General features: G+C 74.6%; 18 protein-coding genes. 9 read left to right on the forward strand and 9 right to left on the reverse strand.

The window, feature by feature from the left end:
• Positions 1-89: 89 nt before the first annotated feature.
• Positions 90-773 (reverse strand): HD domain-containing protein, encoded by a 684-nt coding sequence (locus ACWC9R_RS29575; protein ID WP_450736067.1) that lies wholly within the window; start codon positions 771-773, stop codon positions 90-92.
• 313 nt (positions 774-1,086) lie between these two features.
• Here ACWC9R_RS29575 and ACWC9R_RS29580 point away from each other — a divergent pair, with 313 nt between their 5' ends.
• Both ACWC9R_RS29580 and ACWC9R_RS29585 read left to right on the forward strand, forming a co-directional pair.
• Positions 1,087-1,809 (forward strand): copper homeostasis protein CutC, encoded by a 723-nt coding sequence (locus ACWC9R_RS29580; RefSeq protein WP_450736068.1) that lies wholly within the window; start codon positions 1,087-1,089, stop codon positions 1,807-1,809.
• A 236-nt stretch (positions 1,810-2,045) separates the two neighbouring features.
• Entirely contained in the window at positions 2,046-4,238 is a 2,193-nt protein-coding gene (locus ACWC9R_RS29585) for a serine/threonine-protein kinase (RefSeq protein ID WP_450736070.1), read from the forward strand.
• 61 nt (positions 4,239-4,299) lie between these two features.
• Here ACWC9R_RS29585 and ACWC9R_RS29590 read toward each other — a convergent pair whose 3' ends face one another.
• Positions 4,300-6,420, reverse strand: coding sequence for a HelD family protein (locus tag ACWC9R_RS29590; RefSeq protein ID WP_450736071.1), 2,121 nt, complete (start codon positions 6,418-6,420; stop codon positions 4,300-4,302).
• Between the two features lie 349 nt (positions 6,421-6,769).
• Here ACWC9R_RS29590 and ACWC9R_RS29595 point away from each other — a divergent pair, with 349 nt between their 5' ends.
• From ACWC9R_RS29595 to ACWC9R_RS29605, 3 genes are all read left to right on the forward strand, one after another.
• Positions 6,770-6,973 (forward strand): hypothetical protein, encoded by a 204-nt coding sequence (locus ACWC9R_RS29595; protein ID WP_450736073.1) that lies wholly within the window; start codon positions 6,770-6,772, stop codon positions 6,971-6,973.
• Positions 6,974-7,048: 75 nt separating this feature from the next.
• Positions 7,049-7,198, forward strand: a complete 150-nt coding sequence (locus ACWC9R_RS29600) for a hypothetical protein (RefSeq protein ID WP_450736075.1) — start codon at positions 7,049-7,051, stop codon at positions 7,196-7,198.
• Between the two features lie 45 nt (positions 7,199-7,243).
• A complete protein-coding gene (locus tag ACWC9R_RS29605; protein WP_450736077.1) occupies positions 7,244-8,512 on the forward strand; it encodes a glycosyltransferase 87 family protein in 1,269 nt (422 codons plus the stop codon).
• Positions 8,513-8,524: 12 nt separating this feature from the next.
• Here the strand turns inward: ACWC9R_RS29605 and ACWC9R_RS29610 are convergent, their stop codons facing one another.
• Positions 8,525-10,177 carry a DNA repair helicase XPB gene (locus ACWC9R_RS29610; protein ID WP_450736079.1) on the reverse strand — a complete coding sequence of 551 codons (1,653 nt, stop codon included), beginning with the start codon at positions 10,175-10,177 and terminating at the stop codon, positions 8,525-8,527.
• A gap of 169 nt (positions 10,178-10,346) precedes the next feature.
• Positions 10,347-12,842 (reverse strand): helicase-associated domain-containing protein, encoded by a 2,496-nt coding sequence (locus ACWC9R_RS29615; RefSeq protein ID WP_450736080.1) that lies wholly within the window; start codon positions 12,840-12,842, stop codon positions 10,347-10,349.
• 176 nt (positions 12,843-13,018) lie between these two features.
• Here ACWC9R_RS29615 and ACWC9R_RS29620 point away from each other — a divergent pair, with 176 nt between their 5' ends.
• Together ACWC9R_RS29620 and ACWC9R_RS29625 are read left to right on the forward strand one after the other, a co-directional pair.
• Positions 13,019-14,191, forward strand: coding sequence for a hypothetical protein (locus ACWC9R_RS29620; protein ID WP_450736081.1), 1,173 nt, complete (start codon positions 13,019-13,021; stop codon positions 14,189-14,191).
• Positions 14,192-14,263: 72 nt separating this feature from the next.
• On the forward strand, positions 14,264-14,905 hold the full coding sequence (locus tag ACWC9R_RS29625; RefSeq protein WP_450736082.1) for an HAD family hydrolase: 642 nt from the start codon (positions 14,264-14,266) through the stop codon (positions 14,903-14,905).
• On the opposite strand, the gene ACWC9R_RS29630 is transcribed toward ACWC9R_RS29625, so the two are convergent.
• Positions 14,866-15,120 carry a hypothetical protein gene (locus tag ACWC9R_RS29630; RefSeq protein WP_450736084.1) on the reverse strand — a complete coding sequence of 85 codons (255 nt, stop codon included), beginning with the start codon at positions 15,118-15,120 and terminating at the stop codon, positions 14,866-14,868. The genes ACWC9R_RS29625 and ACWC9R_RS29630 overlap by 40 nt on opposite strands.
• A gap of 224 nt (positions 15,121-15,344) precedes the next feature.
• On the opposite strand from ACWC9R_RS29630, the gene ACWC9R_RS29635 reads away from it, so the two are divergent.
• On the forward strand, positions 15,345-15,728 hold the full coding sequence (locus tag ACWC9R_RS29635) for a cold-shock protein (RefSeq protein ID WP_018089689.1): 384 nt from the start codon (positions 15,345-15,347) through the stop codon (positions 15,726-15,728).
• 26 nt (positions 15,729-15,754) lie between these two features.
• On the opposite strand, the gene ACWC9R_RS29640 is transcribed toward ACWC9R_RS29635, so the two are convergent.
• From ACWC9R_RS29640 to ACWC9R_RS29655, 4 genes are all read right to left on the reverse strand, one after another.
• The gene (locus tag ACWC9R_RS29640) at positions 15,755-16,606 is read right to left on the reverse strand and encodes a 1,4-dihydroxy-6-naphthoate synthase (RefSeq protein WP_450736086.1); all 852 of its coding nucleotides are present in this window, start codon (positions 16,604-16,606) and stop codon (positions 15,755-15,757) included.
• A 10-nt stretch (positions 16,607-16,616) separates the two neighbouring features.
• Positions 16,617-17,360, reverse strand: a complete 744-nt coding sequence (locus ACWC9R_RS29645; RefSeq protein WP_450736093.1) for a futalosine hydrolase — start codon at positions 17,358-17,360, stop codon at positions 16,617-16,619.
• 17 nt (positions 17,361-17,377) lie between these two features.
• Entirely contained in the window at positions 17,378-17,881 is a 504-nt protein-coding gene (locus tag ACWC9R_RS29650) for a hypothetical protein (RefSeq protein ID WP_450736088.1), read from the reverse strand.
• Positions 17,882-17,951: 70 nt separating this feature from the next.
• Positions 17,952-19,367: an MFS transporter gene (locus ACWC9R_RS29655; RefSeq protein WP_450736090.1), complete on the reverse strand. Its 1,416-nt coding sequence runs from the start codon at positions 19,365-19,367 to the stop codon at positions 17,952-17,954.
• Positions 19,368-19,769: 402 nt separating this feature from the next.
• Between ACWC9R_RS29655 and ACWC9R_RS29660 the strand changes: the two genes are divergently transcribed.
• A complete protein-coding gene (locus tag ACWC9R_RS29660; protein WP_450736092.1) occupies positions 19,770-20,675 on the forward strand; it encodes a DUF3027 domain-containing protein in 906 nt (301 codons plus the stop codon).
• The last annotated feature ends 221 nt before the right edge of the window (positions 20,676-20,896 follow it).

Below are 20,896 nucleotides of genomic sequence, written 5' to 3' on the forward strand. Positions count from 1 at the left end.
ATCGCGCCCCAAAGGGGCGCGGGGAACTGCGCGCCCAGCCACAACCGCACCCCGCAGCCGAAGCAACCGGCCCCGAACAACCCCGCGCCCTACGCCCCCCGCAGCAAATCAAGCTCCGTCGCAAGGTTGCGGCGGGCGTTGTGCTCCCACAGGTCGTAGCCGCGAGGAGTGCGGAAGAGACGCGGCAGGGACAGGAGTTGACTCAGGACGGCCGAGCGCCCGGCGGTGAAGTCGGGGTCGGGAACGAAGGCGTACTCGTCGCGGACCGCGGCCGCGTAGGCGGCGTACTGGTCGGGGGAGCCGGCGAGCACCGCGAGGTCCGCGTCGCAGAGGACCTCGCCGTCGGGGTCGTCGGGCGCCGGGTCGTGGGTGACCGTGAGCCGCACCAGGCGGGCGACCTCGGCCGTGCGGGCCGCGCCGACGCCCAGTTCGGGCAGGGCGCGTTCGGCGAGGGCCGCGCTGCGCTCCTCGTTCTCGGAGCGCTCCGGCCGGTAGACGGCGTCGTGGAACCACGCCGCCAGCTGGACGGTGGACAAGTCGTCCGCGTGCTCGGCCAGTTCGTCGATGCGGTACAGGACCGCGGCCAGATGGTCGACGGTGTGGTACCGGCGTTGGGGTTCGCGCCAGCGGGACAGGAGGTTGTCCGCGTACGGGGCGGGGTCAGGTGCCGTGGGGCTCTTCTTGCCGCGGGCCGCGGTGACGGTGTCGGCCCAGCGCTGCCGCAGCTCCGGCACCGGGTCGGTGGTGTCTTCCGTACGGGGCACGGGGGTCATACGGGCCATTGTGCCTCGGGCTCCGGGCATTCAGGGGTGGTGGGTGAGGTCCGGTCAGGTTTGCGGAGGGGCGGGGCGGGAGCGGCGGCGGGCGCCGCGGCGCGGGGGAGGCCCGGCTCGGGCCGGGCCGGTCGGCGCGCACGGCCGGCCTCCGGCCGTGCGGGGGCGGCGCGTGCTGCGGCGTATGGGCGGATTCCGGGCGTGCCGGTGAGGGGCTGGTGCCCGGAGGGGCGGGTGGCCCGTACTCTGGGATATTGGACTAGACCTGTTGTGGGGTCTGTCTCGTCGTGCCGGCATCGGAGGATTGGGTCATATGAGCAAGCGCGCGCTGCTGGAAGTGATCGCGCTCGGCCCGCAGGACGCGGTCGTCGCCGAGGCCGGCGGGGCCGACCGTCTGGAGCTGGTGACGGACATGGCCGCCGACGGGCTCACCCCGCCCCGGGCCACGTTCGCCGCGGTCCGGGCGGCGGTCGGGCTTCCGCTGCGGGTGATGCTGCGGGCCGCCGACGGCTTCGCGGCCGGTGACATGGCGGCGCTGTGCGAGGAGGCCGCGGCGCTGCGGGCGGAGGGCGCCGAGGAGTTCGTCCTCGGGTTCCTGACACCGGACGGGCGGCCGGATCTCGCCGCGGTGACGGCGCTGGCCGAGGCGATCGACGGCTGCCGGTGGACCTTCCACCGGGCCATCGACCGGGCCGCCGACCGGGACGCGCTGCGCAAGGAGCTGTCCGGGGCGGCCGGCGCCGCGGGGCTCGACACGTATCTGACGGCCGGGTCCGCGCAGGGCGTCGACGAGGGGCTGCCGACGCTGCTGGCCGAGCAGGCGCGTGCGGCGGCGGGCGAGCCCGGGTACGCGCCGCGGATTCTGGTCGGCGGGGGGCTGGCGCTCGGCCATCTGCCGAGGCTGCGGGCGGCCGGCCTCGACGCGTTCCACATCGGGGGCGCCGCCCGGCCCGCCGGCTGGTCGGCTCCGGTGGAGGCGGCGGCGGTACGGGAGTGGCGGCAGGCGCTGGACGCGCCCGTCGTCCAGAAGATCTGATCCGGTCTGGCCCCGGGGTGGTGGGGCCGAGGGGTCGCCCAGGCGCCTGGTGGGGCTGACGGATCTCCGAGGGGCCCGGGTGGTTCAAGGGCGGCCCGAGGGTGCTGGCCCCTGAGGGGGAACGAGGGCCGTTCGTGGCCTCCGGGGCGCCGTACGGCCCGCTTCCTCAACTCCCTCTGGCGTGGCACTGTTTGGAGGGTGTCACGGTGGGGGGACCGGGGGGAGGGTGGCACGCCATGGTGGGTACGGGAGTCAGGCCGCTCGGCGGTGACGATCCGGAGCGGCTCGGTGTCTACCGGATGCTGGGGCGGCTCGGCTCGGGCGGTATGGGGCGGATCTATCTGGCGCGGTCCACTACGGACGGGTCGCTGGCCGCGGTCAAGACGCTGCTCGCCGAGGGCGTCGTCAGCGAGACCGACCGGCGGCGGTTCGCCCGCGAGGTGACGCTGGCCCGGCGGATCGACAGCGTGTTCACGGCCCGGGTGCGGGACGCCGACCCGGACGCCGAACTGCCCTGGATGGCCATCGAGTACATACCGGCGCCCGCGCTGTCCGAACTCGTCCGCAGCGCCGGACGGCTGCCCGGTTCCGCGGTGCGCTGGATCGCGGCGGGTACCGCGCAGGCCCTGGTGATCCTGCACGACGAGGGCATCGTCCACCGGGACGTCAAACCGCAGAACATCCTGCTGCCGCTGGCCGGGCCGCGGCTCATCGACTTCGGCATCTCGCACGCCAACGACCTCACCCGTACGTCGCTGACGCTCGGCACCATCGCCTTCACCTCGCCGGAGCAGGCCCGCGCCGAGCCCTCCACCACGGCGTCCGATGTGTACTCGCTGGGCGCGACGCTCTTCCATCTCGCCGTCGGCCGCCCGCCGTACCCCGAAACGGCTGACACGATCCGGCTGCTGACGCTCGTGCAGCGCGGCGCGCTGGACCTGACCGGGCTGCCCCGGGAGCTGACGCCGCTGATCCGCCCGTGCCTGGCCGCCGGCCCGGAGGAGCGGCCCGAACCCGCCGAGCTGCTGCGGCAGTTCCTGGAGGAACTCGACCGGTGGCCGACCTCACGGCGCGGCGAGCGCTGGCTGCCGCCCCGGTGGACCGCACTGATCGAGGAGTACGAGGCGCAGGGGCGGGCCCTGCGCGAGGGCGGCGGCGGGCCGGCCCCCACCGCCGACGCGCTGACGGAGCAGGTTCCGCCGCCGGAGCCCACCCGCGTCTACACGCAGGAACGGGACGCACGTCAGCAGCAGGACGAGGACGCCGCGCGCCGGGCGCGGGAGGAGCGGGCGGCGCGGCTGAAGCAGGAGGAGCGGGAACGGGCGGCGCGCAGGGCCCGGGAGCGCAGGGAGGCGGAGGAGCGGAAGCGGGCGCAGGCCAGGGCGCGGGCGACCGCGCAGGCCGCGGAGCAGCAGCGTCGTGAACGCGCCGAGCAGCAGCGTCGTGAACGCGCCGAGCGGGAGCGTCGTGAACGCGCCGAAAAGGAGCGGAAGAAGCGGGCCGAGGCGGCCTCGCGGGAGCAGCGGGCACGCGCCGCGGCGAAGAAGGCCGCCCCGTCCGCCCCGTCCGCCGCGACCAAGGCGTCGTCCGCCCCGCAGGCCGCCGCTTCCTCCTCCGGCGCTGGCTGCGGCTGGGCGGTGCTGTTGTGCCTGGCGTTCGTGCTCTTCGTCTGGAAGCCCTGGGAGGCGGGGGAGGCCGGCGGGTCGTCGAGCGGTACGTCGAGCGGTTCCTCCAGCGGGTCGTCGAGCAGTACGTACTCAAGCGGCGGGACAGGCTCCGGCTCGTCGGGCGGTACGTACACGGCCGGCGGGACCGGCTCGGGGACGACGAGCGGCGGGCTGGACTCCGGTACGTCCACGAGCGGTGGGGCGGGCTCCGGCTCGTCGGGCGGTACGTCCACCGGCGGGACCGCTTCCCGGCCGACGACCCCGGCGCCCCGTACGCCGAGCGCGGTCGACGCGGCCTTCGCGGCCGTACGGGCCGGCGACTGCCTCGACGCCTACCAGGACGGCTACGGCAACTGGAGCCGTGCGGCGCCGGTACGGGTCGGCTGCGGCGCCGCCGGTGCGTATCTGCGGGTGCTGCGGGTGGCCGGGGCCGGGAGCTGTCCGAGCGGCGGGGGCCGGGGCGGCTGGTGGCACGGCGGGGCGGGCTCCTCGTCCACCAACCTGTGTGTGGAGCGGCAGTTCCGTAAGGGGCAGTGCTTTCTGGCCAAGGCCCAGGGGGGCCGCCCGGGGCCGGCGAACCTGCTCACCGCGTGGAACTGCAGCGCCGACCGGGTGCCCCGGGAGTTCAGCTACATCATGCAGGTCACGGCCGTCCTGCGGGCCTCGTCCGGCACCGGCGCCTGCCCGGGGGAGCCGGGCCGCTACCGCTACTCCTGGAATGTCTACGACGGCCGGACCATGATCTGCGCCAAGGTCGCCTGAGGCGGGTGCGTCAGGCGGCGGGGTTCCCGGAAGGCCCGCCGCCGTCGCGTGCCACTAAGCCTCAGCTCTCGCCCAGTTGCTCCGGCAGCGCCGTGGCGTGGACCACCGTCAGACCGGACACCGGCCGGGTCAGACAGACGTACAGGCGGCGCAGCCCGGTCCGTTCGTCCGGTTCGCCGTCGACGATCGCGGCGGGTTCGTCCAGGACCACGTAGTCGTACTCCAGACCCTTGGCGAGGGTGGCGGGTACCAGGGTCAGCCGGGCCTCGGGCGAGGTCTCCTCGCCCGGGGAAAGGCAGGTCACGCCCGCCGCCTCCAGGGCCGCGCGCAGCGCCGGAATCCGGGCCTCGGCGGCGATCAGCCCGACCGAGCCCTCCTTCGTCAGCGCGTCGTCGCAGGCCGTGAGGGTGGCGGCGGTCAGGTCCGCGGCGTCGGCCGTACGGATCTCGAAGTCGCCCGCCGACTCACGGATCGAGGTGGCCTCCGTCAGATCGGGGGCGATGGCGGGCAGCAGCCGGGAGGCATAGGAGATGACCTCGCGCGGCACCCGGAAGCCCTGGGTGAGCTCCTCGACGGCCGCACCGGGCTTGCCCAGGTGGGTGAGTGCCTCCTCCCAGGTGCCGGTCGCCCAGGGGGTGGTGCCCTGGGCGATGTCGCCGAGGACGGTCGCGGAGCCGGTGGTGCAGCGGCGGCCGACCGCGCGGTACTGCATGGGGGAGAGGTCCTGGGCCTCGTCGAGGACCACATGGCCGAGCGACGGGGTGCGGGCGACCAGGTCCATCGTCTCGTCGACCAACACCGCGTCCGCGGCGGACCACTTGGCGCTCTTCACACTGCGGGGCGGCCGCTTGCCCGTACCGGCGCCCGTCCACAGGAGCGTCTTCTGCTCCTCGTCGGTCAGCACCCCCTCGGCCTGCTCGGCGAGGAACTCCGCGTCGGTCAGCAGCCGCAGCACCAGCTTCGCCGGGTCGACCGGCGGCCACACCGCCTTGACCGCGGCCTTCACCGCGGGGTTACGGGCCACCGCGTCCTGCACCCGGTCGTCCGGCGCCTCGCCCGCCTGCTCCATACGGATCAGCACGGCATGGGCGATCCGCTGCGGCAGGGCCTCCCGGGCCGCCCCGTAGCGGATGTCCCGGTCCCGCAACTCCCCGACGATCTCTTCGAGTTCGCAGGCCGGTACGCGCCAGCGGCGGGAGCCGCGGACGACCACACAGGGCTCCTGCGGCACGGTGATGTGCGAACGGACCGCCCGCCGCAGCACCTCCGCCATCCGCGCGTCCCCCTTGACCGTCGCGGTGGCCGCGTCGTCCGTGGCGCGCACCTCCACATGCCCGACCAGGTCATCGACCGTGGCCTGCTTGACCTCCAGCTCACCGAGGGCCGGCAGCACCTGCTCGATGTAGTGCAGGAAGGAGCGGTTCGGGCCGATGACGAGGGTGCCGGAGCGGGCCAGCCGCTCGCGGTGCGCGTAGAGCAGATAGGCGACACGGTGCAGACCGACCGCCGTCTTACCGGTGCCCGGCGCGCCCTGGACGCAGACCGTGCCGCCGATGCCGGCGCGCACGATCTCGTCCTGCTCCGGCTGGATGGTGGCGACGATGTCGCGCATGGGACCGACACGCGGCCGCTCGATCTCCGACTGGAGCAGGGCGCTGGTCCGGGCGGCCTCGGACGGGTCGGTGAGGTGCTCGTCCTCGTACGCGGTCAGCTCACCGCCCGTGTAGCCGAAGCGGCGGCGCAGCTTGAGGTCCATCGGGTCCTTCTTGGAGGCCCGGTAGAACGGCTGGGAGACGGGCGCGCGCCAGTCGATGACCATGGGGTCGCCGTCGGCGTCGTGGACGTGCCGCCGGCCGATGTAGAAGTTCTCGCCCGGGGCGCCCTCGGCGAGTTCGAGGCCCGGCGCGTGGAGGTAGTCGAGGCGGCCGAAGAAGAGCGGGGTGTGCGAGAGGTCGGCGAGCGCCTTGATACGGGCGTCGATCTCGCCCTGGAGGACCTCGGCGTTCACCCAGTTCGCGGTGACGTCGGCGATGTTGAGCGCCTCGGCGTCCGCCCGCATCGCGCGCAGGGCGGCGCGGGAGGCGGCCAGGTGCGTCTTCTCGCGGTGCAGCGGGTCGTCGGATGCCGGGCGGGAGTTCTCGGTGCGCGGTTCCGTGGTCGGGTGGTGGGCGTGCGAGGGCACGGCGGTTGCCTCCGTGGCGGGTACGTCGGCGGGCGCGCGCCGGTGAGCGCGGGGCGCGGCGGGCCGGTGTCGGTGCGCAGCGCCGGTCATGCGGTGCGCGGGTCAGCGGCGTGAAGCGAAGGGCCGACCGGTTTCCGACCGGGCGGCGGCACTCCTCGACGGGAGGCAGGCAGACGCGCGATTGTAGTCAGCCGCTCAGGAGGGCGCCAACGGATTTACGGCGGGCCCCGGCGGTGGCCGCCGTCGGTCTCCCGTAGGGGGTGGGGTGGGTCTGGAGACGGACATCCGGCCCCCAGGGATGGACCTATGGACCGATGTGCTCCAATCGCGTGAATTTCATCATGGAGTCATGAGCAGCGCAGCGATTCCCCCAGGTCCTGTCCACCCCGTCTCCCTGAACCCGGCCAAGGGCGCCACCGCCCTCGGCACCGGCCCCGATGCGGCGGCCGTCCACGAACACCACCATGTCGTGGGCAACGCCCTCCGCGCGATCAAGGTCTTCGCCTCGGCCGCCTTCAGCGTCGTCGTCATGGGTGAGTACGCGGACGACTGACTCCGCCCCCGCGACATGCGGCTGAGTGCGTGCCTCGGCTGCCCCTGCCCGCGTGCACCGCGCACAATACGGGCAGTGAGCCGCATCACGCACGTACCGGCCAGGTGCGGACAGATCGTGCGCGAACCGATCGGGCACGCCACCGCGTGCCGGTCCGAGAAGCCGACCCGCGTCGCCACCCGGATGACCGGAAACCGTTACGGACCGTCGGCCTCGATCCACTAGCGTCACCGCGTTGGGCGGGCTCAGGGCAACGGGGAGGGGTCAGCGGTGTCTGCCGCCGAGAGGACGTGGACATGGAGACGCACCTGGACGCAGAGCGTCGCGCACCCCGGCAGGCTGGTGCTCGCCACGGCGCTGCTCCTGGCGTCCTTCGCCGGACTCTGGATGCTCTACCAGGTCCAGCCGCTGCCGATGTCCGACATAGCGGTCTACCGGGCCGAGGGTGCGGCCGCCGCCACCGGCGGTGACCTCTACGGCTTCACGGTCACCAAGTGGCACCTTCCGGCCACCTACCCGCCGTTCGCCGCCCTGCTCTTCATACCGACCACCTGGCTCTCGCTCGGCACGCTCAAGGTCGTCTGCGTGCTGGTCAACGCCGCGCTGCTCGCGCTGTTGATCCACCTCTCCTGCAAGGCCGCCGGCCTGCGCCGGGCCGCCCACACCGCGCCCGTCCTGCTGGCCGCCACCGCGCTCGGCCTGTGGCTGGAGCCGGTCTTCCAGACCTTCGTCTTCGGGCAGGTCAACCTCGCGCTGACCTGCCTGGTGCTGTGGGACCTCTCCCGTCCGGACGGCGCCCGCTTCAAGGGGTTCGCCACCGGCCTCGCGGCCGGCATCAAGCTCACCCCCGCGCTCTTCGCCGTCTACCTCCTGGTCACCGGCCGGGTGAAGGCCGCCTGCACCGCGCTCGCCGGGTTCCTGGTGTCGGTACTGGCGGGCTGGCTGGTCCTGCCGGACGCCAGCATCGAGTTCTGGACCCGGCGGATGTTCGAGACCGGCCGGGTCGGCAAGGTCTGGATCGTCGACAACCAGTCCCTGCAGGGCCTGCTCGCCCGGGTGCTCCACCTGCCCGAGCCCGGTCTGCTCTGGGCGGTGCCCGCCCTGCTGACCGCGGCGGCCGGGCTCTGGGCCGCCCGCCGCGTCTTCCTGCGCCGCGGCCTGGACGGCTGGGGCGTGCTGTGTACGGCCGTCACGGCGCTGCTGGTCTCGCCGATCAGCTGGTCCCACCACTGGGTCTGGTGTGTGCCGCTGCTCGCCGCGCTCGCCGCCCACACCCGGCGCAAGCCCTGGCGCCGGGCACTGCTGGCCGCCGTCACCCTCGCCTTCACCGCCCGCACGCTGTGGATCGTCCCGCACACCGGCGACCTCGATCTGCGGGTCAGCTGGTGGCAGCAGCCGTTCGCGTCCCCGTATCCCCTGCTCGGGCTGGCGCTGCTGGGCGCGGTCGTGTGGTGGACGCGGCTGCCGCCCGTGCCTCCGGCCGGCCTGCCCGCGCCGCGCGCCGCCCGGGAAGCGGTCAGCCCGTCCCGGGCGGCCTGAGCCGCCGCCGGCTCAGACGTCCTCGTCCGCCGCCAGCAGCTCGTCCGCGTCCACGATCCGGTACGCGTACCCCTGCTCGGCCAGGAAGCGCTGGCGGTGCGCCGCGAAGTCCTGGTCGATGGTGTCGCGGGCGACGACCGAGTAGAACCGCGCCTCGTGCCCGTCCGCCTTCGGGCGCAGCACCCGTCCGAGCCGCTGGGCCTCCTCCTGGCGGGAGCCGAAGGTGCCGGACACCTGGATCGCGACCGTCGCCTCCGGCAGGTCGATGGAGAAGTTCGCGACCTTGGAGACCACGAGCACCGAGATCTCGCCCTCACGGAAGGCGCCGAAGAGCTTCTCGCGCTGCGCGTTGGTGGTCTCGCCCTTGATCACCGGGGCGTCCAGATGCTCGCCCAGCTCGTCCAGCTGGTCGATGTACTGCCCGATGACCAGCGTCTGCTCACCCTGATGGCGGCGCACCAGCGCCTCGGTCACGTACTGCTTGCTGGCCGTGGTGGCGCAGAAGCGGTACTTCTCCTCGGTCTCGGCCGTCGCGTACGCCAGCCGCTCCGATTCGGTCAGGTTGACCCGCACCTCGACACAGTCCGCGGGGGCGATGTAGCCCTGCGCCTCGATCTCCTTCCACGGGGCGTCGAACCGCTTGGGCCCGATCAGCGAGAAGACGTCCGACTCCCGGCCGTCCTCGCGCACCAGCGTCGCGGTCAGCCCCAGCCGCCGCCGGGCCTGGAGATCCGCGGTGAACTTGAAGACCGGGGCGGGCAGCAGATGCACCTCGTCGTAGACGACCAGGCCCCAGTCCCGGGAGTCGAACAGCTCCAGGTGCGGGTAGACGCCCTTCCGCTTGGTCGTCAGCACCTGGTACGTGGCGATGGTGACCGGCCGGATCTCCTTCTTCGTCCCGCTGTACTCGCCGATCTCGTCCTCGGTGAGCGAGGTCCGCTTCACCAGCTCGTGCTTCCACTGCCGGGCCGAGACCGTGTTCGTCACCAGGATCAGCGTGGTCGCCTTGGCCTGCGCCATCGCGCCCGCCCCGACCAGCGTCTTGCCCGCGCCGCAGGGCAGCACGACCACACCGGAGCCGCCGTGCCAGAACCCCTCGACGGCCTGCTGCTGGTAGGGCCGCAGCGCCCAGCCGTCCTCGCGCAGCTCGATCGGGTGCGCCTCACCGTCGACGTACCCGGCCAGGTCTTCGGCCGGCCAGCCCAGCTTGAGCAGGGTCTGCTTGATCTGCCCGCGCTCCGACGGGTGCACCACGACCGAGTCCGGGTCCAGCCGCGCCCCGACCAGCGGCTGCACCTTCTTCGAGCGCAGGATCTCCTCCAGCACCGGGCGGTCGGTGGTGGTCAGCACCAGGCCGTGTGCGGGGTGCTTGGTCAGCGTCAGCCGCCCGTAGCGGGACATCGTCTCGGCGATGTCGACGAGCAGCGCGTGCGGCACCGGATACCGCGAGTATTGCACCAGCGCGTCCACGACCTGCTCGGCGTCGTGCCCGGCGGCCCGCGCGTTCCACAGCCCCAGCGGCGTCACCCGGTACGTGTGGATGTGCTCCGGCGCCCGCTCCAGCTCGGCGAAGGGCGCGATGGCCCGCCGGCAGGCGTCCGCCAGCTCGTGGTCCACCTCCAGCAGCAGCGTCTTGTCGCTCTGGACGATGAGGGGTCCGTTCACACGCCTCGCCTTTCGCTACCGGCCGACAACCACCGGTGACCGGCCGCCGGCCCCGGCCGTCACTCCCGACCGCGGTCCTCGGCCGCAGATGCGGCCAAACGTCCAGTGTGCCGCATCGCCGCGGCGACCGTCAGCGGTGCGGCTCGGGGCCCTGCGCGGCAAGGGCCCCTCAGACCGAGTCGTCCGCCAGTTCCGCGACGCCGGTGATGCGGTGGAGCGGGTAGGTGCGGACCTCGTCGGAGGTGTGGTCGTAGGCCGTCACGAAGCCGCCCTCGACCCGTACGGGGGCGATGACGCGCTGGCTGGCGGCGCCGTCGGCGTTGACGTAGCCGATCCAGAGTGCGGAGTTGGTGAGCACCGCGGCCTGCATGGTGGCGAGGGTCTCGGCGGAGGTGGTGCGGGGGAGGGCGCCGGGGGCGGCAGTGGGGGCCTGGACCGGCTTGCGTTCCGCGGTGGCCGCGAGGTCGCCCGCGCGGATGGCGCGTACCGCCGCCGTGAGCAGGGTGGCGTCGGGCGACGGCGGGCCGTCGGGGACCGGGGCGGGGGCGGTGCGCGGCGGGGTCCGGTAGGAGTCGGCGCGGGCGATCAGGACGTCACCGGCGGCCGACTCGGCGGCCGGGGCGTAGCCCATCGCCCGGAGGCCGTCGAGGAGTTGGTCGGGGGAGGTCTGGGCGGCGAGCACGGTCGGGGCGAGCCGGCGCAGCCGGAGGGTGGCGGCGCGGCGGTCCGCGAGGATCTCGGAGAGCAGCGCGTCGTCGTCGCAGTGGACATAGGCGGTGGCCGCGCCGACCCGCAACTGCCCGTGCTTACGGGCCACGTCGTCGATGAGGTAGGCGAGCGGCTGCGGGACCGGGGTGCGGGAGTGGGTGGCGAGGAACTCCTGCAGTTCGGCGGCGGAGCGGCCGGCGTCCAGGGCCCGGCGTACCGAGCCGGGGGTGAAGCGGTAGACCGTGGCGCCGCCCTTGGACTCGATGTCGGCGAGCACGCCGAGCGCCTCGGCGAGCGGGCGGCGCAGCGGACCGGGCGCGACGGCGGTCAGGTCCGCCTGGAGCAGGACGTGGTCGACGGGTTCGGGCAGGAGCGGGGCGAGCAGGGCGGCGGCGTGGGCCGCGGCGGCGGTGGTTTCGGCGGCGGTGGTGCCGTCCGGTGCGCCGTCGAGCAGGCCGCGGCCGTGGGTGGAGAGCGCGCCGCGGCCGGTCACGCCGAGCAACTCGGCCTCGGTCAGGGACCATTGGGCGAGCCGCGAGCGGAGGTCGTCGGCGGGGCTGGGCGCGGCGCCGCCGACGCCGGCGGCCGGCATCTGGCTCGCGGCCGGGGCGCCGCCGCGCAGCGGACGCTCCCACCGCAGCCGGGCCAGCACCGCCGTCGCCGGGACGGCGGTGCCCGGCGGGAGCGCGGCGAGCAGGGTGAGGGCGCGGCGGCGGACCTCGGGGGCGGGGGAGCGGTCGAGGTGCGGGCCGAGGGCGGCGAGCGCGCGGCCCTTCGCGTCGGCGCTGCCGACGACGCCGGGGGCGCGGGTCGCGGCGAACCAGCCGGCCGCCAGCACCGCCCAGCGCTCGTGGTCCGGCTGCTGCAGCCACTCCTCGGCGGCCGGGGTGGCCGCGAACCGCTCGTCGGCCTCGCCGTCGGAGGCGATCAGCCCGGCCGCGTAGGCGAGTTCGAGCCAGAAGGCGGCGAGCTGCTCGGTGGTGTCCAGGGCGGTGGCGGTCCGCTTGAGGTCGCGCACGCTCATCCCGCCGGCGCGCAGGACGGCCGGCCCGCCCAGGTCCCACTCCTTGAGCAGCTCCTCGACGGTCGCGAGCGCGGTGAACGCCTGGCTCGCGGCGGCGTTGTCCACAAGCTGTGGATCGCGTTCCGTGGCGGGGGAGAGCGCGGGCGGCACCGGCTCGGGCCGGTGATGGGCGCGGCCGCCCCGCAGATGCAGCGCCGCCTCCCGGGGCAGCACCACGTTCCGGGCGCCCGCCGGGATCAGCAGCCCCCGGTCCAGCAGCCATTGCAGATGCGGGGCCGGGCGTTCGGTGACCGCGCCGTAGGGCGGGCCCCACAGCAGCTTGTCCAGTACGGCGACGGACTCGGCGGGCGCGGTGTCCAGCAGCGCCGCCATCCGCGTCCGGTCGGTGAACAGCGCGCCGAGCGCGGCGACCGCGGTCACCGGGTCGTGGGTGGCCGGCAGCCCGGCCGCGGCGATGACGTCCTGGAGCCGCCCCGGCGACGTCCCCGCCATGGCCTCGGCGACGGTCGGGCCCAGGCCGGTCGGCGACGGGTGCGCGGCGCTCGGCGTGAGCAGCTCACGGGCCGTGCGCACCAGCCGCAGCCGGTCGTCCGGGCCCCACACCAGCGCCTGCGCCCGCAGCTCCGCCAGCGCCCTGGGCAGCTCGGCGGCGACCGCGGCGTCCCCGGCGTCCCCGCCCATCAGCGCGCCCAGCGTGTCGTACGGGCACGGGTCGGGCGCCACCGCCAGCGCCTCGGCGGTCTGGAGCACGAACCGGTCGAGCCGCTCCACGGCACGCACCACCGACGCCCGCGTCCCGGCCCGGGTCGCCAGCTGGGTCACATCGCCCGGCACCGGACTGAGCAGGTCGGGCCGTGCCCGCAGCAGCCCGGCGAGCCCGTGGTCGGGGCGGGTCCTGAGCTCCTCGGCGAGGGTGCGGGGTGTACCGGTCATTCGTCCTACGTTAGCGGGGCCGGGAAGGACCGGGGAGCGTGCGGCCGTACGGCGGCGCCCCGCTCGGCCCCGGACCGGAACGGACCCGCCGCCCCCGCCCCCGGCAGCCTCCGGCCCGGCCGCCCGCCGAAGCGGTACCGTCGGGGCAGCAACCAGCGGACGCCGCAGGGGATTTCGTGGGGATCGAGAGTGATCAGCTCGTCTTGGACTATCTGAGCCGGGTGGGCGACCTGGCCCAGCAGCGGGGCCTGCCCGCCGCCACCCGGATGCGGCTGGTGACCGGCCTCCGGGCCGAGATCGACGGCAGCCGCGCCGATTCGGTGTCCGGGGTGAAACGGACGCTGGCCCGGCTGGGGACGCCGGAGGCGGTGGTCGCGGCCGCGGGCAGCGCGGACGACCGGGTGCCGGGCGCCGCCCGGGGCGGCGCGGCGCGGCAGGAGCCGGGTGCCGGGGCCGCCGCCGACGGGCCCGCCGTACCGCTCGCCCCACGGCCCGCCGAGCCGCCCCGGCGCCGGACCGGCGCGCGCGAGAAGCTCACCGGCCTGGCCGCGCGCAGCGGACTGACGGGCCGGACGGCCGACGGCGGCACCGCGGCCGGGAACGGCAAGGCGCGCGGCAGGCTCCCCGCCCCGCGCGGCGAGGCGCCGGACACCGCGCCGACGGTCGGTCTGCCGCCACATCTGGCCGGTGCCGACGAGCTGGGGGACGGCGACGCGCCGGACTGGTGGCGGGTGGAGCCGGCGCCGTTCGGGCCCGGGGAGACCGTGCCGGGGTTCGTCGGCGGGATCGAGATCCCGGAGATGTGGGACCGGCCCGAGGACGAGCGCCCGGCGTCGCTGACGAAGGACGGCGCGGACGGGGACGGCGGGAAGAACGGGCAGGCCGGGGGCGCGCCGGCGGGCCGCACGCTGCCCCGGATGCTCCGGCGCGCGCTCGGCCGCCCGCCCGCCGCCGAGCCCCCGGCCGAGGCCGAGCCGGGGGAGGACACCGTGGTGGCGGTCCCGGCGCGGCCGCCGCTCAACCCGGTCCTGACGCTGGCGGTGCTCCTGCTGGTGGCCGGTGCGGCCCTGGGGTCCTGGCTCGCGCTGGCGGGCGGCTGGGGACTCGCCTACGTCTCGCAGCGGCTGACCCGTACCGAGGCCAAGCTCGCGGCGCTCGGTGTGCCGGGCACCGTCGTCGGCGGTCTGGTGGTGTGGCTGTGGGGCCGGTTCGACGGCCGGTGGGGCGAGCCGATCGCCCAGGGACGGCTGGGGCAGGAGCTGCTCGACGGGCTGCCGGGCGTGGTGCGGGCGGCGGCCGTCGCCTCGGCGCTGTTCCTGGTGTGGCGGATGCGGCGTCCTACACGGTGAGCCAGGCGCGGTGAGCCGGGCGAGGCGACCGGGCCGGACGGCCCGAACGGGGCCGCGGGCACAATGGCGGGCATGGCTGCACACCCGCTGACGGTCGGCTTCGACCTCGACATGACGCTGATCGACTCCCGCCCCGGCATCAGGGCCGCCTACCACGAGCTGTCCGCCCGGACCGGCACCTTCGTCGACGCCGACCTCGCGGTGAGCCGGCTGGGGCCCCCGCTGGAGCAGGAGATACGCCGGTGGTTCCCCGAGGAGCGGGTGGCGGAGACCGCCGACCTCTACCGCGCGCTGTACCCGGACCACGCGGTCCGGGCGACGACCGCCCTGCCCGGCGCCCGGGAGGCCCTCGACGCGGTCCGTACGGCGGGCGCCCGCGCGATCGTGGTGACCGCCAAGCACGAGCCCAACGCCCGGCTCCACCTCACCCACCTCGGGCTCGACGTGGACGCCCTCGTCGGCTCCCTGTGGGCGGAGGGCAAGGCCGCGGCGCTGCGTGAGCACCACGCCCGGATCTACGTCGGCGACCACACGGGCGACATCGCCGGGGCGCACACCGCCGGCGCGCTGTCCGTCGCGGTCGCCACCGGCCCGTGCGACGCCACGGAGTTGCGCGCGGCCGGCGCCGAGGTGGTGCTCGGCGACCTGACGGAGTTTCCGTCCTGGCTGGCGCGCTATGTGGCGGAGGGCGGGGGCGAGGCCGCCGCCACCTGACGGCGCTGCGCGACAACGGAACGGATCACTCCGGCCGCCGCGACGACGAAACCGGCGCCCATGAGCATGCACACGCCGTAGAAGACGGACGGCAGCGGATCGGTCCCCAGGAACAGCGGCGCCACCGTGGCGAGAGTGGCCACCGCGCCAACTAGGAACATGATCGCGCCGATTCGGACCAGGAGATCCCCGGCAGGGGGCGTTTCGTCAGACACCTGACCAGGGTAAGTCCGGGCCAGAAGCACGGAGGACCCACCCGGCGGCGTCTTGTCACCGGCCTCGGGACCATTAGCCTTGGGGTGGCGGGTCCTGCGGCCCGCTGCATTGCTATCCAGACCCTTACCGCCCGGCCTCACCCGAGCGGGAAGACTCCAGACCGCAGTTCCGCAGTAGACCCGGCCCAGTTATTTTTCCGACGAGTACGAGGACGAGGACAGACGTGCCTACCGGCAAGGTCAAGTGGTTCAACAGTGAGAAGGGCTTCGGCTTTCTCTCCCGCGATGACGGCGGTGACGTCTTCGTGCACTCGTCGGTGCTTCCCGACGGCGTGGCCGCACTCAAGCCTGGCCAGCGCGTCGAATTCGGCGTCGTGGCGGGCCAGCGCGGCGATCAGGCGCTGACCGTGACACTCCTCGACCCCGCCCCCTCGGTGGCCGCGGCGCAGCGCCGCAAGCCCGACGAACTCGCCTCGATCGTCCAGGACCTCACCACCCTCCTGGAGAACGTCACCCAGCAGCTCGAACGCGGCCGTTACCCCGACAAGGTGCACGGCGCCAAGATCGCCGGCATGCTGCGCGCCGTCGCCGACCAGTTGGACGTCTGAACGACCGGCCGGCCGGCAGGCACGGCTCATACGAAGCTCAGCGCATCGCGGCCGAGGGGCGGAACCAGCCCCTCGGCCGCGGCGCGTGTGAGCAGCCCGCGCACCGCGGCGTAGCCGTCCTCGCCGAGGGCGGCGGTGAACTCGTTGACGTACAGCCCGATATGCTGGTCGGCGACCTTCGGGTCCATCTCCTGGGCGTGCTCCAGGACATACGGCCGGGAAGCCTCCGGATCGTCCCAGGCCATCAGGACCGAACTGCGGATCGCCGCCGCGAGGCCGCGCAGCGTCCGCTCGCCCAGCGACCGCTTGGCGATGATCGCGCCGAGCGGGATCGGCAGGCCGGTGGTGTGCTCCCAGTGCTCACCCATGTCGGCCAGGCAGAACAGGCCGTAGTTCTGATACGTGAAGCGCGCCTCGTGAATGACCAGGCCCGCGTCGACCTTGCCGTCGCGCACGGCCGGCATGATCTCGTGGAACGGCAGCACCACGATCTCCCCGACCCCGCCCGGCACCTCGGCCGCCGCCCACAGCCGGAACAGCAGGTACGCGGTGGACCGTTCACTGGGCACCGCGACCGTCCTGCCCGCCAGGTCAGCGGCCGTGCCCTCCTCCCGGGTCAGCACCAGCGGCCCGCAGCCGCGCCCCAGCGCCCCGCCGCAGGGCAGCAGCGCGTACTCCTCCAGCACCCACGGCAGCACCGCGTACGACACCTTCAGCACATCGAACTCACCGCGCTCGGCCATGCCGTTGGTGACGTCGATGTCGGCGAAGGTGACCGCCAGCTCCGGCGCGTCCGGGACCCGGCCGTGCGCCAGCGCGTCGAAGACGAAGGTGTCGTTCGGGCACGGCGAGTACGCGATCTGCAGCGGCCGGGTCACGGGGTCCTCCTCAGGGACGTGGGGGTTCCGGAGCCGGTGCGGCGGCGGCCGTCAGGGCTCCGGGGAGCGTACGGAAGGCGCCGGTCAGCGCGGTGAGCGCGTCGCCGATGCGCCACGCGGCGCGGTCGCGGGGGCCGACGGCGTTGGAGACCGCGCGGATCTCCAGCACCGGCACCCCGTGGGCGGCGGCCGCCTCGGCGACGCCGAAGCCCTCCATCGCCTCGGCCAGCACCCCCGGATGACGCTCCGCCAGCTCGGCGGCGCGGGCCGCGCTGCCGGTGACCGTGGAGACGGTGACGACGGCGCCGGACCGGGCGCCGGCCGCCGCCGTGACGGCCCGCACCAGCGCCGGGTCGGGGTGGTGCGCGACGGTCCCGAAGCCGAGTTCGGTGACCGGGAGGAAGCCGTCGGGGGTCTCGGCACCGAGGTCGGCCGCGACGATCGCGTCCGCGACCACCACCGACCCCAGCGGCGCGCCGGAGCCGGAACCGGGGGAGAAGCCGCCGCCGATACCGGCCGAGACGACCAGGCCGTACGGCTGCCCGGCGAGCGCGGCGGCGGTCAGCGCGGTGGCGGTGCCGGCGGCCGCGGCCGCCGGACCGACCCCGGCGGCCAGCGCGTCGAGCGCCACCGGCAGGCCGGCCGCGTGCCGCAGCTCGTGGCCGCCCGGCAGCGTCGTCCCGCCGCCGGGCTCCGCCGCGGCGCACACCGCGTCACGCTCGGCGGCCACCGCCGTGACGACCAGGACCCGCATCATCCGGCCCGTACGCCCTAGTTCTCCTGCTTCAGCGTGAAGTGCCACATCGCCTTCGGGCCCTCACCGGCGCCCAGCTCGGCGACCTGGAGGGTGACGTCCTTGGAGTACGTGGTCTGGCCGGTCTGCGGGTTCTGCTGCATGAAGAGCGTGTCCGCGTCGAAGCTGCGGTACGTCTGCTTGCTGGGCTCACGCATGACGGGACCGGCGCCGATGACGATCCAGCCGGACTTGGCGACATCCGGCTCGACGCCGACGCGCACCTTCTCACCGGGGCGCACGGTGATCGTCTTGTCGCCCTTCTTGGTGAGGCAGGCCGTGACGTCCTTCTTGGACAGGACCTTGCCGTCACCGTCGCAGCCGGGAGTGGCCTCGGCCGTCACCGTGTTCGAGTTGACGGTCACGGTCGCGAGCGCGGTCGGCTTCTCGCAGGCGGAGAGGGTGAGGAGACCCAGGGACACGGCACCGATGGCGGCAGCGGCACGGCGGCCCTTGCCCCAGGAGATCAACGCAGCGGTCATACGGGCAGGCTATCGGGCGCCTCAGCTCACGCCACCCCCGGGTACGGCGTGCCGCGTCGCCCGTCGCCGGTCAGGCCACCCGGGCGCTGCGCGTACCGCCCCGCCGGGCCGCGCTCAGCAGCCCCCGCCCGGCCAGCACCAGGCCCAGCGCCACCAGCCCCGCGGCCACCGCCATCCCCACCGTGCCGACCAGCGGCAGCGAGATCCCGATCGCGCCGCCCACCACCCACGACATCTGCAGCACCGTCTCGGACCGGGCGAACGCGGAGGTCCGCACCTCCTCCGGCACATCGCGCTGGATCATCGCGTCCAACGACAGCTTCGCCAGCGCCTGGCACAGCCCCGCGGCGGCCGCCGCCGCGGTCACCACGACCACCGCCGCCCCCTCGTAGAACACCGCCGCCACCACCGTCGCGCAGAGCGCCAGCGCCAGCATCGCCGCGATGATCCGCTCCGGCCCCCGCGCCTTCAGCCAGGCGCCGACCGCCGTCCCCAGCGCGTTGCCGGTACCGGCCGCCACCACCACCAGCCCGAGCGAGGTGGCCGGCCCCAGCCCGCCCAGCGGATGCTCCCGCAGCAGGAACGCCAGGAAGAACGTCAGGAAACCGGAGAGGGCCCGCAGACAGGCGTTGGCCTGGAGGCCGTGCAGCACCGACGGGCCGACCGTCCGCAGTCCGGGCTTCCGCCCGCCGCCCGCCTGCCGCGCCGCGTCCCGGGACGCCAGGCGGGCCCGTGCCTCGCCCTTCGCCGAGTCGACCTTGTGCGGCAGCGAGAACGACAGGACCGTGCCGGCCAGGAACACCACACACGCCCCGTACAGCGGCCAGCTCGGCCCGATCAGATGCAGCCCGGCCCCGGCAGGACCCGCCAGCCCGGTCGCCAGCAGCCCCGCGAGCGTCACCCGTGAATTCGCCTTGACCAGCGAAATCCGCGGCGGCAGCAGCCGCGGCACCACCGCGCTGCGGACCACCCCGTACGCCTTCGACGCCACCAGCACGCCCAGCGCCGCCGGATACAGCTCCAGCCCCCCGGTGGCGACCGCGCCCGACAACGTCAGCGCCAGCAGCGCCCGCGCCAGCATCGACCCCGCCATCGCCGCCCGCCGGCCGTGCGGCACCCGGTCCAGCAGCGGCCCGACCACCGGCGCGAGCAGCGCGAACGGCGCCAGAGTGACCGCCAGATAGAGCGCCACCCGGCCCCGTGCCTCATCCGTCGGCACCGAGAAGAACACCGTCGAGGCCAGCGCGATGGTGATCATCACGTCCCCCGCGGAGTTCACCGCGTGCAGTTCGATCAGCTTGCCCAGGCCCGACTCCCCGGCGCCGTGCGCATGGGTGGCGCGCCGCACCCCGCGGGCCGCTCCGGTGAACGGCCGGTGCAGCGCCTTGCCGACGGCCCGCCCCGCCCGGCGGGCCCGGCCGCGCCCGTCCCCGCCGCGCGTCGAGGCGCGCGAGACCTGTGACGACTTCCCTGACGTCCTCGACATCTCCGACACTTTCGACGCCCCGTGCGGCAGCAACCCGGCCATACTGCCCCAACTCGCCCAGGAGAGGGCACTTTCTCCGCCCTGCCGCGCGGGGCGTCCCGGCCCGCGCACACGGCCGTGGATATTTGCCGCTCCCGCCGAGGGGTCGTCCACTCTTGAAGGGGTAGCGTGTGTAGCGCGCCACCGGCGGTCGTTCTTGGCCGCGTGCCTCCTCGCGATCCCGCAGAATGGGACGTAAGAGGTGCGCTCGACCGGAACGACCGGGCGCGGACGTCGACGCGGTCCCCTGGTCCGCTCCGCCCGCCCCGGTACCGCCGGTCGTCCGGACAGGACAAGGACAGCTCCGGCTGGCGCACTCGTGAGACGGCGTGGAAGAGAGAATCGATTCTTGTGAGTGCTGCGATGCGAAGCCGTACCCCTGACCGCCTGTGCGCCGAGGCGGTCGATCTCGCGCGGGCGGCGGCGGAGGAAGCCGCGCTGCCCGGCACGGTCGGCGAGCACATCGAGGCCGTCGCCGACGGGGACCGCGTCGTCACCCACCTCTTCGCCTGCGACGAGCCCGGCTACCGGGGCTGGCGCTGGGCCGCGACGGTCGCCAGAGCCTCCCGCGCCAAGGCCGTCACGCTCGACGAGGTGGCCCTGCTGCCCGGCCCCGACGCCCTCCTCGCACCGGAATGGGTGCCGTGGAGCGAGCGGCTGCGCCCCGGCGACATGGGCCCCGGCGACCTGCTGCCCACCGAGTCCGACGACCTGCGCCTGGAGCCCGGCTTCACCGGCGAGGACGTCCCGCCGCCGAACTCCCCGGTCGCCGAGGGCATGGCCGCCGACGTCGCCGACTCCGAGGAGGCGGACGTCGTCCCCGGCTCGCCCGCCGTCCAGCCCGCCCCCGAGCGCGGCAGCATCGCGGCCGTCGCCGAGGAACTGGGCATGCGCCGCGCCCGGGTGCTGTCCCGCTACGGCCTGCGCACCGCCGCCGATCGCTGGGAAGAGGCCTACGGCGCCCGGTCCGCGATGGCCCAGGCGGCCCCCGCCACCTGCGTGACCTGCGGCTTCCTCAGCCCGCTGCCCGGCTCCCTGGGCCAGGCGTTCGGCGTCTGCGCGAACGAGTTCGCCCCGGCGGACGGCCGCGTGGTGTCCCTCGCGTACGGGTGTGGGGCGCATTCCGAGGCTGCCGTCATGCCTAAACCGCCGCGGCCGGCCGCGCCGGTTGTCGATGAGACCGTTGTTGAGCCCTTGTCGCTTCGGCCCGAGCGGGATGGTGGGTCCGTCGAGGAGACGGGGCCGGCCGAGGAGCTGGGTCACAGCTAAGCGCTGGGGGCTCATTCCCACGTTGTCGGGTGGCGCCGCCGTGCCTCTTTGGGCTCGTAGCCCCGCCTCCTACGTTGTCGGGTGGCCCGCCGTGCCCTGTTTTCGCCTTCGGCGGGGTGGGTGGTGTTTGGGCGGGGGCCGCGGTGGTGCGTTGTGGTGCCGGGTTCGGTCCTCCGGGGGCGGGTTTCCGGACTGCTTCGCTTTACGTCCGGAAACCCGCC

The organism is Streptomyces sp. NPDC001219, assembly GCF_053597915.1.

Coding starts and splice junctions, on each gene's coding strand:
- ACWC9R_RS29575 (WP_450736067.1), bottom strand. CDS start 773: ATGACCCCCGTGCCCCGTACGGAAGACACCACCGACCCGGTGCCGGAG.
- ACWC9R_RS29580 (WP_450736068.1), top strand. CDS start 1,087: ATGAGCAAGCGCGCGCTGCTGGAAGTGATCGCGCTCGGCCCGCAGGAC.
- ACWC9R_RS29585 (WP_450736070.1), top strand. CDS start 2,046: ATGGTGGGTACGGGAGTCAGGCCGCTCGGCGGTGACGATCCGGAGCGG.
- ACWC9R_RS29595 (WP_450736073.1), top strand. CDS start 6,770: ATGAGCAGCGCAGCGATTCCCCCAGGTCCTGTCCACCCCGTCTCCCTG.
- ACWC9R_RS29615 (WP_450736080.1), bottom strand. CDS start 12,842: ATGACCGGTACACCCCGCACCCTCGCCGAGGAGCTCAGGACCCGCCCC.
- ACWC9R_RS29625 (WP_450736082.1), top strand. CDS start 14,264: ATGGCTGCACACCCGCTGACGGTCGGCTTCGACCTCGACATGACGCTG.
- ACWC9R_RS29645 (WP_450736093.1), bottom strand. CDS start 17,360: ATGCGGGTCCTGGTCGTCACGGCGGTGGCCGCCGAGCGTGACGCGGTG.
- ACWC9R_RS29650 (WP_450736088.1), bottom strand. CDS start 17,881: ATGACCGCTGCGTTGATCTCCTGGGGCAAGGGCCGCCGTGCCGCTGCC.
- ACWC9R_RS29655 (WP_450736090.1), bottom strand. CDS start 19,367: ATGTCGAGGACGTCAGGGAAGTCGTCACAGGTCTCGCGCGCCTCGACG.
- ACWC9R_RS29660 (WP_450736092.1), top strand. CDS start 19,770: ATGCGAAGCCGTACCCCTGACCGCCTGTGCGCCGAGGCGGTCGATCTC.